Annotated in this window: 12 protein-coding genes and 1 riboswitch; of the genes, 1 reads left to right on the forward strand and 11 read right to left on the reverse strand. The window is 37.8% G+C overall.

Annotated features, from left to right (window positions below):
- Positions 1–351: 351 nt before the first annotated feature.
- The 10 genes from DWV85_RS04200 to DWV85_RS04245 all read right to left on the reverse strand — a co-directional run bounded on the left by DWV85_RS04200 (position 352) and on the right by DWV85_RS04245 (position 12,722).
- Entirely contained in the window at positions 352–1,167 is an 816-nt protein-coding gene (locus DWV85_RS04200; protein WP_123138095.1) for a dipeptide/oligopeptide/nickel ABC transporter ATP-binding protein, read from the reverse strand.
- Positions 1,160–1,957 (reverse strand): ABC transporter ATP-binding protein, encoded by a 798-nt coding sequence (locus DWV85_RS04205; RefSeq protein ID WP_123138096.1) that lies wholly within the window; start codon positions 1,955–1,957, stop codon positions 1,160–1,162. The genes DWV85_RS04200 and DWV85_RS04205 overlap by 8 nt, the downstream gene beginning before the upstream one ends.
- 12 nt (positions 1,958–1,969) lie before the next feature.
- Entirely contained in the window at positions 1,970–3,538 is a 1,569-nt protein-coding gene (locus DWV85_RS04210) for an ABC transporter substrate-binding protein (RefSeq protein ID WP_123138097.1), read from the reverse strand.
- A 153-nt stretch (positions 3,539–3,691) separates the two neighbouring features.
- Complete coding sequence (gene nikC / locus DWV85_RS04215) at positions 3,692–4,513, reverse strand: nickel transporter permease (protein WP_123138098.1); 822 nt, start codon at positions 4,511–4,513, stop codon at positions 3,692–3,694.
- Positions 4,513–5,451, reverse strand: coding sequence for a nickel ABC transporter permease (gene nikB / locus DWV85_RS04220; protein ID WP_123138099.1), 939 nt, complete (start codon positions 5,449–5,451; stop codon positions 4,513–4,515). Before nikB ends, nikC begins: the two co-directional genes overlap by 1 nt.
- A 144-nt stretch (positions 5,452–5,595) precedes the next feature.
- A riboswitch (cobalamin riboswitch) is annotated at positions 5,596–5,783 on the reverse strand.
- A gap of 403 nt (positions 5,784–6,186) precedes the next feature.
- Positions 6,187–7,518, reverse strand: coding sequence for a putrescine-ornithine antiporter (potE, locus tag DWV85_RS04225; RefSeq protein WP_123138100.1), 1,332 nt, complete (start codon positions 7,516–7,518; stop codon positions 6,187–6,189).
- A gap of 589 nt (positions 7,519–8,107) precedes the next feature.
- Positions 8,108–9,535, reverse strand: a complete 1,428-nt coding sequence (argH, locus tag DWV85_RS04230) for an argininosuccinate lyase (protein WP_123138101.1) — start codon at positions 9,533–9,535, stop codon at positions 8,108–8,110.
- Positions 9,535–10,746 carry an argininosuccinate synthase gene (locus DWV85_RS04235; protein WP_123138102.1) on the reverse strand — a complete coding sequence of 404 codons (1,212 nt, stop codon included), beginning with the start codon at positions 10,744–10,746 and terminating at the stop codon, positions 9,535–9,537. The genes argH and DWV85_RS04235 overlap by 1 nt, the downstream gene beginning before the upstream one ends.
- Before the next feature lie 344 nt (positions 10,747–11,090).
- Positions 11,091–11,792: a hypothetical protein gene (locus DWV85_RS04240; RefSeq protein ID WP_123138103.1), complete on the reverse strand. Its 702-nt coding sequence runs from the start codon at positions 11,790–11,792 to the stop codon at positions 11,091–11,093.
- Positions 11,793–11,915: 123 nt separating this feature from the next.
- Entirely contained in the window at positions 11,916–12,722 is an 807-nt protein-coding gene (locus tag DWV85_RS04245) for a biosynthetic peptidoglycan transglycosylase (protein ID WP_123138104.1), read from the reverse strand.
- A gap of 331 nt (positions 12,723–13,053) precedes the next feature.
- On the opposite strand from DWV85_RS04245, the gene DWV85_RS04250 reads away from it, so the two are divergent.
- On the forward strand, positions 13,054–13,332 hold the full coding sequence (locus tag DWV85_RS04250) for a metal-sensing transcriptional repressor (RefSeq protein ID WP_004697521.1): 279 nt from the start codon (positions 13,054–13,056) through the stop codon (positions 13,330–13,332).
- 93 nt (positions 13,333–13,425) lie between these two features.
- On the opposite strand, the gene DWV85_RS04255 is transcribed toward DWV85_RS04250, so the two are convergent.
- Positions 13,426–13,686 (reverse strand): HPr family phosphocarrier protein, encoded by a 261-nt coding sequence (locus tag DWV85_RS04255; protein WP_004695032.1) that lies wholly within the window; start codon positions 13,684–13,686, stop codon positions 13,426–13,428.
- Between the last annotated feature and the right edge of the window lie 11 nt (positions 13,687–13,697).

Consider the following 13,697-nt stretch of genomic DNA (forward strand, 5'->3'; position numbering starts at 1 on the left):
CACTATTTTTTGCATTAACATAATCTAGTAAATATAACCTGCTTTTACAATAGTTAATATAAAAAAATCTATGTACATCACTTCATATGAGCATATCTTGTTATACCCATAGGGGTATATTTTATACAGTCAACTATACTATATATTAGGTGTTAACACAATGTATAATTTGAGAAACATTTCAATATATCTATTAAAAAATTTCATATCTTAACTATGCATAAAAATAGCAGTTAGTCTTGAAACTAACTGCTATTTTAATTTACCTATACGATTTAAAACTCTACATTTTAAATCTATTCGCTCGAAGTCTAACATTCAAAATCTATACATTTGAATGAGTTTCTTACATTATGCTTCTAATACAGCCTCATCCAAGGTAATCGGCTTATGATCTTGACCAATTTCAAAGATAGAGCTCAATAAAACCTTTGTATATGGATGTTTTGCATCCGCCAAGTGGAAAGCATCTAGTTCTTCAACGATAGCACCTTTGTACATTACGACCACCTTGTGGCACATCGTACGAATAAAGGCAATATCATGAGCAATAAATAGGTATGTTAAATTTTTCTTTTTTTGTAAACGCGCCAAAAGGTACGCAATGGAGTCTTGTACAGATACGTCTAGAGCACTAGTAGCCTCGTCTAACACCAGGATTTCGGGCTCTAAAACGATAGCACGAGCAATGGCAACACGTTGGCGTTGACCACCAGACATTTCATGAGGATAGCGATGCATAAACTCGCGAGGTAAATCTACCATTTCCAGGTAGTCACCTGCGATTTGCTCTTCTTTTCCCTTTTCAAGAAGACCAAAATTATAAAGTGGCTCAAGAATGATATCTTTAACCTTCATACGTGGGTTAAAAGCTGCAGATGGATCTTGGAATACCATTTGAATCTTTTTACGGTATTCTTTCGTTTGTTCGAAGTTCATATGTTGAATCTCTACACCATCTACATAAATCTCGCCTTCCGTAATAGGAAGCATCTTCATGATCATACGAACCAATGTTGTTTTCCCTGAGCCAGATTCCCCTACAATACCAAGGGACTGACCTTTTTCGAGAGTTATATTAATATCCTTACATGCTTCAAGCTCACCACCAGTAGGAAGTGGGAATCGTTTATATACATTCTTAATTTCTACTGCGTAATTAGTCAATGTAACGACCTCCTCCCAATGTTGGCACAGCGTCTTTTAGTTGTTTCGTATATTCATTAGATGGATTTTCCAAAATATCTTGTGGGGTTCCAGCATCTACAACACAGCCCTTTTTCATAACAATAATATAGTCAGACATATACGCTGCTACACCAAGGTTATGAGTTACCATGACTATTGCAGAATTATGCTCTTTAGCTAGTTCAAGCATTTGCATAACCACTTGAGATTGTGTTGTTACATCGAGTGCAGATGTCGGTTCGTCACCGATGAGTAATGCTGGGTCCAATGCTAACGCCATAGCAATACCAACACGTTGGCGTTGACCACCAGATAATTCGTGTGGATAACGGCGCAATATATCCGCTCCATTAGGAAGAGATACAGATTCTAATAACTCAATTGCTCGTCGATCACATTCATCATTAGTGATTTCAATATGAGATGTAAACAATTCTCTAAATTGTTTACCAATGCGAACAATTGGATCTAATGCACTACCACTATCTTGGAAAATCATAGCCATATCTTTACCACGTATGGCTCTCCATTCTGACTTAGATAGGGTACGAAGGTCGTGACCGTTAAAGATCATTGTACCGTCTGTAACCTCACCACCTACAGGTAATAAACCCATGAGGGCCCGGATTACAGTAGTTTTACCGGATCCGGACTCACCTACAATGGTTAATACCTTACCGCGTTCCAAGGTAAAGTTCACATCCATAACAGCAGGCACACCTTGGTACGCAATGTTAAGGTTTTCTACAGTTAGTATGTTTTCTGCCATTATAGCTCCTCACTATTTTGTAATTTTGTTAGTAATCCAGTAGTAATCACTTGGGTACATTACAGCACCTTTCAAGTAAGAACCTGTAACGATATTAGTTTTAGGATAGCCTAAGAATAATGCAGCACCATCATTCATCAACAATTGTTGAATTTGGATTGCGTAATCACGACGTTTTGCAGGATCGAATTCTGTTTCAGCTGCATCTAACAATTGGTCAACTTGTGGATTGGAATAACCAGAACCGTTTTGAGGGTTGGAACCATTGTCATTTGTATGCCAGTAGTTAGCCAAGAACCAGATTGGATCGCCTGTATTAGCCGTTACGATGTTGGAAATAAGCATATCATAGTCGCCATCTTGACCCATTTTATCGATCAAGTTGTAGTCAACTGTTTTAATTTTCATATCGATACCAACTTTTTTGAGATCTGCTTGAACAGCTTCTGCGTAAAGTGGTAATTCTGCACGAGAGTTATATACTACGAAGTTGAATGTTAATGGTTTGCCATCTTTATCAAGGATCCCATCGCCATCAGTATCTTTCCAACCATCTTCAGCCAACAATTGTTTAGAACGTTCAGGATTATACGCATTAGGATCTTTCAAATCGTTGAAGCCATAGTCCATGGATGGTGGAATTGGAGCAGAACCAGGAATAAATGTACCTTTTAACAATACATCAGCATAGTTTTTACGGTCTGTTGCAGAGATAACTGCAGCACGAACTTTGTCATCCCCAAGAATACCTTTTTGATTAATACGGGCCAATACGACACGAAGAGATGCGATTTCATCTACTTTGAATTTATCATTGCCTTGGAATAAACCAATTTCACCAGGGCCGATGTTAACAGCCATATCTACGTCGCCAGATTGTAAGCTTATAGCGCGAGTATTAGGGTCATCGATGGAAGGAATTTCTACAGTTTTAAATGGTACTGTACCATCCCAGTAGTTTTCGTTCGCAGCCATTTCAGCACGTTCTTTAGTGAAGGATTTAACTACATATGGGCCTGTACCGATAGGGCCTTCCTTCGCAAAGTTACGGCCATCTTTTTCAGCTTGGACATCAACAATTAAGAATAATGGATCGGCCAAAAGACCAGGCATATTAGGATATTCTTTCGTCGTATGAATTACCAATTGTTGACCATTTGCTTCGATGGAATCATATTCAAAGAACGTTTTTGCACGATTGGATTTTTCAAAAGCACGTTCGATAGATGCTTTAACAGCTGCAGCATCAACCTTTTTACCGTTGGAGAATTTTACTTTGTCATTGATTGTGAAAGTCCACGTTTTATGGTCTGGGGATACTTCCCATTTAGATGCAATCCATGGTTGAGGTTTCATTTGTTCGTCAAACTTAGCCAATGTTTCACCTACACCATAGCGCATTACAACCCATGCGAAAAAGTTTTCTGTAGGTTCTAATGTGGATGCGAAGTTAGTAACGCCTACTTTTAATACATCTTTGTTAGCAGCACCATTATTATCAGATCCACAACCTGCTATGAAGGAACCCATCATTACAATACTAAGACCTGCTAATAGAGCCTTTTTCCAAGATTTTTTCATTTAAAATCTCCTTTTACAACTATATGTAAATCATAAAAACATTTAACATCATCACTATCTAAAATAGTTGTGATGGAAAAACCATAATTTCTTACCAGTCATAATGAAACTTTCACTAAATAAAGATTCAAATTTATGAAGGTAAAAACAATTTTATCCTTGATTTTTTGGATCCACTACATCTCGTAAGGAATCAGACCAAAGATTAAAAATAGATACCACGATTAAGATCGACATACCAGGGAATACCATAAGCCATGGACTTGTTTGCAAGTACTGGCGGCCTTCGTTAAGCATAAGGCCCCATTCAGGTGTTGGTGGCTGTGCACCAAAACCAAGGAAGGAAAGCCCTGCCACCTCAATCATGATGGCCCCAATATCAAGTGCACCTGTAGTAACAACAAGAGGCATAATATTAGGAATAATATGTCGTCTTAAGATAGTTGCCGTAGACGCCCCCATCATAACCGCAGCCGTTACATATTCTTCACCACGTACTTTTAACGTCATAGAACGTACTAAACGAGCATATTTTGCCCAACCTACTACAGATAAGGCCAAAATCGTATTCACAATGCTACCACCCAAAATACCAGCAATAGCGATGGCTAAAACAACACCTGGAAAGGATAACATAATATCAGCAAGGCGCATGAGAACCATTTCGACTTTGCCGCCGAAATAGCCTGCTATAGCACCGATGATAGTACCAATACTCACCATGATAACGACGATGGATACGCCCATGAACAAGGATAATTGAGTACCGTAAATGATACGAGATAATACATCACGTCCTAATTTATCTGTACCAAACCAATGTTGGCTGCTTGGTGCTTGCAATGCCTGACTTATATTTGAGGTGAAAGCATCGCCCGGTGCAAGCCAGGGTGCAAAGATAGCGATGAGAACAATGATAATCATCAACCCACTATAGAAAGAGAACAATTTATGTTTTTGAATAAATTCTGCCATTATGCTCTCTCCCTTTTCAATCTAGGGTCTAATAAGATATATGATGCATCAACCAATGCGTTAATACACATATATGCTAAAGCAACCCACAACACAAAACCTTCGATCAATGGATAATCGCGCATGGTAATAGCATAAATTGCCATATTCCCAAGTCCCGGCCAAGAGAATACCATTTCTACGACTGCCACACCACCTAGTAACCAACCGATAAGAACACCAAGAATAGTGATGAGTGGTAACACCGCATTAGGTAAAATATGACCGAATAAAATTTTTATCTCACTAACACCGCGAGCACGAGCGCCAATAACATAATCCTTTTGCATTTCCTCAAGGATAACGAGCCGCACTTGACGCATGTATTTAGACCCAACAACAACTGCCAAAGTAATAGCGGGCAAAATAACACCAGACGCAGTCACGCGAGAGGATGCAATCGGTACAAGGCCTAATTTAAGACCGAAGATGTAAATCAGTATAAGACCTAACCAGAACGTAGGCATAGATACGCCTACGAAAGATAGAAATCTCAACACATAATCAACCCATTTGTTACGATTTAAGGCGCTTATAATACCTGCAGGCAATGCATAGAGCAGCGTAAATACTAAAGCCGTACCCGCTAACATTAATGTACCTGGTAAAGCCTCCAACATACGATCTACTACTGGTTTTTTAGCAGAATAACTCATCCCTAAATCACCTTGTGCGACATTGACGACCCAGTTTGCATACTGTACTACAAATGGTTTATCTAACCCAAGCTGAGCTCGAGTTTCATCGATAAGCTCCTGAGATACGATAGAATCTGCCGTTTCAAGTAACATCGTTACTGGGTCACCTGGTGCTAAATAGGTGAGACAAAATGTCAAAAATGTGATGCCAAACAAGGTAACAATAAATTGCCCCAATTGTTTGACAAAGCGTTTGCCCATAGGCGCCTCCTAAACTCTCTAAACACTAACAACAATTCAAATGACAAACTAATGGTACTAGCTTTTTTATATAGCGTTGAAGCTTAAAGGCTAGGGAACGAAAAAAGGCTAGTCGCCCGACTAACCTAAATTAAGCACAGCATATGCATACCATACCTTTAGAGCAGGCTTTCTGACTCTGATTCATCGCAACATTTCGGCCTTCCCAGTTTCCCAGTGACCCTATAATGAAACCTTGCTCCTCATTACAGCTATTTGCATAGTATGGGTTTTTCACCCATTTTCCTCTTTTACGCTCGGTAAATACCGACACTCACTAGTTCATTCATTTTTATCGATTATAAATATACTATATTAATACTCTATTTGCAATACATATACCCCTTATGGGTATATGTATTTCGCGTATTTTCAATATAGTTTTTATACTGATAAAAAATATTAATTAGTGATTAAATTCATAATCCTGCATAAAATTATATAAATTAACTTATATAAATAATTTTTTATTTATATTTACTGTATATGACGGTATATATATTAATTTTAATAATAATAAAATAATGTAAAACTTTATTATAAAATCTTTTTATACACAGCGAAAATTTGATTAATAATAATACTCTTTATGTTTTTTCATATCTGGCTCGCATTAATTATAAGTCTAATGCATGATTATGATAAAAAAAGAGGCTATACCAAGTAATAGCCTCTAATAAGACGAGATATATTCAGTTAATCAATACTTTGTTGTAAGCGGTGTGCTCTGCGTGTATCCCACGCTTTACGCAAAACATAAATCACCAAACCTATGCTTACTGCCACCGCACTACCTACCATAGCATCAAAACCACATGCGTAGATTGCATATAGACAATAAAGAACGCCTATACCGAACAAGTAATTAGAGCGTTTAATACGACTTTCAGCTACGCCAGCCATACGCATCATTGTAGGTACTGCCAAAATGCACAATACATACGGTACTACGTTAGTTACAACCGCTAAGTTTACTAAGATTTCAAATTGCTCACGCAAGGATTCGCTTGCAGTGAACAAAGTAAGTAATGTTTCAACAGCGAGTAAAATCAATACGCCACGAACAGGAGCATCTTTGCTATTTACACGGGCAAATATTTTAGGGAAGTAACCATATTCTGCTGCGCTTTTGAATACACGGGACAATGTGAATTGCCAACAAAGTAAAGCACCAAAGCAAGAAATAACCATAGCAGCCATAACAATGTTCGCAATAGTATCATTGAACATGTATACGAATGTCAAACCGAATGGTGCGTTAGAATTTAATAAGTCAACGTTCGGCACAATACCTGCCATAACGTTTGTGGACAAGATATAAACCACTGCCACTGCTAATGTACCTGCCACTGTAGCGATAGGTACATTTTTCTTTGGATTCTCAACAGCATCAGCATTAGCCGCTGCGGACTCAAACCCTAGGAAGCCCCATAAAGTTAGGGAAATAGATTGTTTTACCGCATCATAAAGCGGAAGATCATTTGGGTTCCATGCCGCCCAATAGATAGATGGATCGAACCAATGCCAGCCAATTGTACCGATTAATAAAACCGGAACAATAGAACCCCAAATAGTCATGTTGCTGAGTCGACCTGTAAAGCGATTACCTCTAAAGTTTAAAATCGCTGCAAACCACAAGAGCACAATTGTTACTTGACTTGTTTGTGTCGCATTGAGGTCAACACCAAAGAAAGCTGCGCCATAACCTACGGCAGATACCGCGATGGCGATATTAGCAATGATGAGAGATATGCTGTAAGCATAGCTCGCCATAAAATGTCCAGTTTTACCGAAGCGATGTTCTGCATAACCGCCCATGCCCCCTTGTTTTTGGGAGAACATACCCGCTTGAGCAAAAATATACGCTAGTAAAAGCGCACCCACAGCTGTCACGAGCCAAGATAAAACTGAAATAGTACCAACTTGAGCCAAATTAGTTGGTAACATAATGATCCCAGCTCCTAGCATATTGGCTGCTACCATTGTGGTTAGCTGGAATACAGACATTTTTTTAGCGGTGGTTTTCATGTATCAATCCCCTTTCACTAAGGTGAATTTTTTCTCGTCCATAATTCACTTAAAATATATATACCGCTAAGTAAATCCAGTTCGTGCTGTGATGGGCTTGAATGTGAATTTACCGTTTTTATTCTTATTACGAGTTAAATAATAACACCTATGAAACCAAAATAAAAGTACTTTATTGGCGGACAAGCTATATTACACGAATTGAATAAATTATAGGTAATTTATCAACTAAAACGAAGAGAACTCATTTTAATTGCGGCAAAGTATATTTTTACCCTATTTTATTCTGTGTATAGATGTAATTTTTCCTATCTATCACGGTTATAGTTTCCTAGTACAAGACTATTATTTCCTCACAGTCCACTATATGTGTACACGCAAATACATCATTTTAATAGTTAATTATCAATTAGAATTATGGGATTTATAGGTATCGTCTAGCTTTTAAATAAAAAATCGATATACATATAAGTATAATAGGCAATATTAGCCCCTTAATGAAATCCTTATATGTATATCGATCTTATTTTTTCAGATTTTATTGATAACTATTCTTTATTTTTATCTACTGCTTATTCCGCACTAAGCTCTACTCTTGTACAGATTCAACGATTGCTTTCCATTCAGCAATTTGTTTTTCCTCAGCAGCGATAATAATTTTACCATTATTGCGTTGTCGTTCCACACATTCTGGCGCCGTACCAGAGTAGTTATTACGACCTGCAACACAAGCTTCAATGGAAATGGCATCAAGAATATCCGCATCAAAGTGATGAGAGATTGCTTTAAAATCCTCTACGGATAGATCAAGGAGTACACACCCTTTTTCGATGCAATGATGCACCGCATTACCTACGATTTCATGGGCTTCACGGAATGGGACGCCTTTCTTCGCAAGATAATCTGCCATATCCGTGGCATTGGAGAAATCGTCATCAAGGACTGCTTTCATATGAGCCCCATTGACCTTCATACCGCGAATCATAGCCGCATTGATGGACAATGCGAAGTGTACCGTATCGATAGCATCAAAGATGCCCTCTTTATCTTCCTGCATATCCTTATTGTATGTAAGTGGTAATCCTTTCAAAGTTGTTAAAAGACCTAACAAATGACCATAGGTACGGCCTGTTTTACCACGAACCAGTTCGCAAACGTCAGGATTTTTCTTTTGAGGCATGATGCTAGAGCCTGTGCAGTGCGCATCATCGAGTTCAATAAAGTTGAACTCGTTTGTGGACCACAAAATCAATTCTTCACTGAGACGGCTCAAGTGCATCATCACGAGAGACGCAAAGGACAAGAATTCAACTACGTAATCGCGGTCAGATACGGCATCCATACTATTTTCGTAAATACGAGAGAATCCCAATAATTTTTGTGTGTACGTTTGATCAATGCCATACGTAGAACCAGCTAAAGCACCCGCACCAAGAGGCATGATGTCAGCATGTTTGAATACCATCAAGAGACGATCAAAGTCGCGTTCTAACATGGAGAAATAGGCCATCATATGATGCCCAAACAATACAGGTTGAGCCCGTTGTAAATGTGTATAACCAGGCATGATAACGTCACTATACTTTTCAGCTGTTTCGATGAGGGCCTTTTGCATATCTACGATGAGTTCGCCCATTTCCACAACAGCTTTACGCACGTACATGTGCAAGTCTACTGCGCATTGGTCATTACGGCTACGGCCGGTATGTAAACGACCTCCCGCTTCACCGATGTCATCGGTAAGGCGTTTTTCAATATTCATATGAATATCTTCAAGAGCCACAGAGAATGGAAACTCTCCTTTATCGATCTGACCTTTAATCTTCGTTAAACCTGCTAAAATAGCATCTCGATCTGCGTCGGAGATAATATTTTGTTTTGCTAGCATAGTCGCATGCGCCTTGCTACCCGCAATATCTTCGGCGTACATCCGCGCATCAAAAGCGATAGAGGATGTAAAATCCTCTACCGCTTTATCAGTGCCTTTTGTGAAACGCCCGCCCCACAATTTAGCCATTATTTACCTGCTTTCTCTTTCATCAATGCATTAATTTTGAGAGGTAAACCGAACAAGTTGATGAAGCCTTCTGCATCCGATTGATCGTATACATCATCCTCTTCAAATGTTACGAAATCTTCGCTGTACAAGGAATATGGGGAAGTGCTGCCCGCAGAAATGATATTTCCTTTGTACAATTTAAGTTTTACTTCACCGGTTACAGTTTTTTGAGTTTCATCAACAAACGCTTGTAATGCATTCATCAATGGTGCAAACCACATGCCATCATATACGAGTTCAGCGTATTTGTTAGCAATGAGTTCTTTGTAGTGGTATGTAGCTCTATCTAAGCAGAGGTATTCAAGTTCTCTATGAGCATACATGATAATAGAGCCACCTGGGTTTTCATAAACGCCACGGGATTTCATACCTACCAATCTATTTTCAACGATATCTACAACGCCCACACCATAGTGTGCACCAATTTCGTTGAGTTTTTCTAATATTTGTAATGGGGTGCCTTCTTGACCGTCTACGGCTACAGGTACACCTTCTTTAAAGTATACAGTGACATAACCAGCTTCATCTGGAGCTTGTTCAGGTGTATGTGTTACCAAGTACACATCATCTTTAGGAGCATTTGCTGGATTTTCAAGATCGCCGCCTTCATGGGATAAATGCCATACGTTTTGGTCCATGGAGTACGGATGTTTTTTTGTGGCTACAACTGGAATGTCATGTTTAGCAGCATATTCCATGCAGTCTGTACGGGATTTCAGATCCCACTCTCTCCAAGGAGCGATGATTTTCATGTTAGGAGCTAATGCTTTGATAGTCAACTCAAAACGAACTTGGTCATTACCTTTACCAGTCGCACCGTGAGCAATTGCATCAGCGCCTTCTTTTTCGGCAATATCTACAAGAATTTTACCGATTAAAGGTCTCGCGAAGGATGTACCTAATAAATATTTACCTTCGTAGATTGCACCAGCTTTTACTGTAGGCCAAATATAATCTTTCACAAACTCTTCCTTAGCGTCAACGATATATGCTTTAGAAGCACCAGATTTGATCGCTTTTTTCTCAACTGCATCATAATCCTCAGGTTGGCCCAAGTCTACACACACAGCAATAACTTCAGCGCCATAGTTTTCTTTCAACCAAGGAATGATAACAGAAGTATCTAAACCACCAGAATATGCGAGTACTACTTTATTTGCTTTACCCATGATAACACCTCATAAACCACTATCTATTTAGACTCATATAATCAATACAATATCAGATAATTGTGAAAGCACCGTGGTATCTTCTATCACCGACAGGCATTTTCTCCTTCTGACAAAAATTAGTATACACCTGTATAATTATAAATGCAAGCATTATTTTTATACAATTATATAATATTTTTCGGAACGTAACTATTCGAGAGTAATAAAGCTACAACATTTTAACCCCGCATATATTATAGCTTTTTTTTGTATTTACTAATTATTAATACCTGTAAATCATTTATTGGTTCAAGCAAATCATTATTTTTATAATTTTAATTACCACTTGGGAATATATGGTCTTAAATTATATCAATAGGTGAAAATTGGTAATCTAAAGCTACTTTATAATCTGTAGTTGTATTAATTGATGCTTTTAAAGTATTAACTATTAAAGACTGAATTTCACCTATAACCGAGTAAAGCTCATTTTGATCTTCATTAATAATCGCTTCAATGCGAACATCTAAATCATACGACCTAGAAATTCTATAATCGCCTGTACTGTAGTCTACATTTCTAAATAACTTTAATATATTCATCTTAGATATTGCTGTATCGAAGGTATTTATAGTGTCTAGAAGATTACTTTTTTCTGTTTTACTTACACCTATAACGGTTTCATTATTAATATGTGGAATGGAAGCAACAATGCATTGTCCTCTAACAGCAACTCGCAAAGACTCATCATTCATTATTTGCTCTCTATCTAACGCTTTGTTCCAAAAGCAATGTCTAAGGGCCATACAATTATGTTCATCATCGTAATAAACTATCCAGTTTTCTATTTTATTAGCATCAACCTGTTCAATATAAAAAATTTCACGGGCATAGGACTCAACATCATAAACCTCAGATTTATAATCTAATCCTCCAGGGCCTCTTAAATAATAGGATATAAAATTCTCCAATCTAAGCATGGCAAACTTAATAATAGGTTTTGCCCCTATATAAATAGAGGAAAAATTACCATGCTCATACTGCTTTAGTACAACATTATCCAATACACAATCTCCTAACAGTAAAACACTCATGAAAGTTTATTATTGATAACACTAATGTAACAAAAAAATCCTTGTTAGCCAATTCAACTTAACTAACAAGGATTTGATTCTTATATATATTTTTTACTCTTCCACAAGCTCCAAATCTTGTTCATACGCATAGTCTGCCTCGGCTTGTGTAATCATGCCTTGGTCTACCATTTGTTCTAGCACCAGTTTTTGTCGAGCTTTAGCCCCTTCATAGTTCGTATAAGGATCTAAATAGGACGGTGCATTAGGTAATGCTGCGAGTAAAGCGCTTTGCCCCAATGTTAATCGACTTGGACTCGTACCGAAGTAACCATAAGAGGCTTCGTAGATACCGTAGTAATTATGTCCATAATATACGGTATTCAAATACATGGTGAGAATTTCTTCCTTAGAGTAGTAATGTTCCATTTCACTAGCGAGAATCGCCTCTTCTACCTTACGACTCATAATGCGCTTTGATGAAAGGAACAGATTTTTTACGAGTTGTTGTGTAATAGTACTACCGCCTTCCAGCGTTTCACCTGCTATGGTATTTGTGTACAAGGCGCGAATAATACCGAGTACATCAATAGCTCCATGTTTATAATACCGCTTATCCTCAATAGCGATTAATGCATTTTTTGTATACTCAGGAATAACATCCCTTTTCACCCAATGCTCTTTTGAAACACGTTGATTAAGAGCTATCTGTACTTTATCTCTAAATGTAAACAGGCGTATAATTCGATCTGTACGACTGAGCGTGTCTTCACTTTGTTCTATTTGTTTTTCAACAAGTGTATGAGCTTTACTCTCACGATTTGTCCCTTGAAAGCTATGGTATCCGTCATAGATAAACATAGCCAAAATCATGACCACCACGAATACAACTAGGTTTCGAAGGTAGCGAAATACTTTCATTTCTTTCACCTATTTCTTAAAGGTCTGTAATATAAGCACATGTAAATATAGGTTTATAATCTAGCCATCTATACAATACCTTATATACATATACAAATATAAAGTATATTAAATGTATTGTATCACATCAATCAAGAAGATGATATGTAAAACACTAGTTTCTGACGACCACTCATACTACAAATATATTTAATATATCTTATAACGGCACGATACTATATATCTATAAATACCGATTAATGCATATTAGTTATACTTATTAAGTTGTATTAAAAACTTTAAATAGAGTATAATATATGAGATGATAAAAACATGCCTATGGAGGAGTAATATGAAACAGTGTATGGATTCAGAAAATCTGCATCGTCGATTGCGTAAAATCTTAGGTCAAGTGCAAGCTATTGATCGAATGATTGAAGAAGACATTCCCTGCGAAGATGTGTTGAGCCAAATTAATGCAGCTAAATCTGCACTACATAAAGTAGGGCAAGTAATTCTTGAAGGACATATCAACCACTGCGTACGAGATGGTATCGAACATGGTGACGTGGAAAAAACCATTAGCGACTTTACAAAAGCTGTAGAGCGCTTTGCAAATATGGGTAAATAAAAAAGGACTCTACAAATGAATTGCACCCAAAAAATTGGACATAATTTTTGGAGGTGCAGTTCAAAATGTAGGGTCCTTTTTATTACCCTCATATTAATCGTGGTTAGTTGTTAAGAATTCGCTCAATGCAGCGAGTGCCTCGTCTTCGTCAGCACCGTCAGCCGTCAAGGTAACGGATGTGCCTTTTGTAGCACCCAAGGTCAATACAGTTAAAATGGATTTAGCATCTGCTGTTTTGCCATTAGCAGCGATAGTCACTTTGGAAGCGAACTTAGCAGCCAATTGTGTGAAAGCTGTAGCAGGACGAGCATGTAAACCGGATTCGTTAGTAATTTCTACTGTTAATTCTTTCATGATAACCTCTT

This window comes from Veillonella sp. AF13-2 (genome assembly GCF_003603295.1).
In the GTDB taxonomy this organism is placed as follows: domain Bacteria; phylum Bacillota; class Negativicutes; order Veillonellales; family Veillonellaceae; genus Veillonella; species Veillonella parvula_E.

Coding starts and splice junctions, on each gene's coding strand:
- DWV85_RS04205 (WP_123138096.1), bottom strand. CDS start 1,957: ATGGCAGAAAACATACTAACTGTAGAAAACCTTAACATTGCGTACCAA.
- DWV85_RS04210 (WP_123138097.1), bottom strand. CDS start 3,538: ATGAAAAAATCTTGGAAAAAGGCTCTATTAGCAGGTCTTAGTATTGTA.
- nikC (WP_123138098.1), bottom strand. CDS start 4,513: ATGGCAGAATTTATTCAAAAACATAAATTGTTCTCTTTCTATAGTGGG.
- nikB (WP_123138099.1), bottom strand. CDS start 5,451: ATGGGCAAACGCTTTGTCAAACAATTGGGGCAATTTATTGTTACCTTG.
- potE (WP_123138100.1), bottom strand. CDS start 7,518: ATGAAAACCACCGCTAAAAAAATGTCTGTATTCCAGCTAACCACAATG.
- argH (WP_123138101.1), bottom strand. CDS start 9,535: ATGGCTAAATTGTGGGGCGGGCGTTTCACAAAAGGCACTGATAAAGCG.
- DWV85_RS04235 (WP_123138102.1), bottom strand. CDS start 10,746: ATGGGTAAAGCAAATAAAGTAGTACTCGCATATTCTGGTGGTTTAGAT.
- DWV85_RS04245 (WP_123138104.1), bottom strand. CDS start 12,722: ATGAAAGTATTTCGCTACCTTCGAAACCTAGTTGTATTCGTGGTGGTC.
- DWV85_RS04250 (WP_004697521.1), top strand. CDS start 13,054: ATGAAACAGTGTATGGATTCAGAAAATCTGCATCGTCGATTGCGTAAA.
- DWV85_RS04255 (WP_004695032.1), bottom strand. CDS start 13,686: ATGAAAGAATTAACAGTAGAAATTACTAACGAATCCGGTTTACATGCT.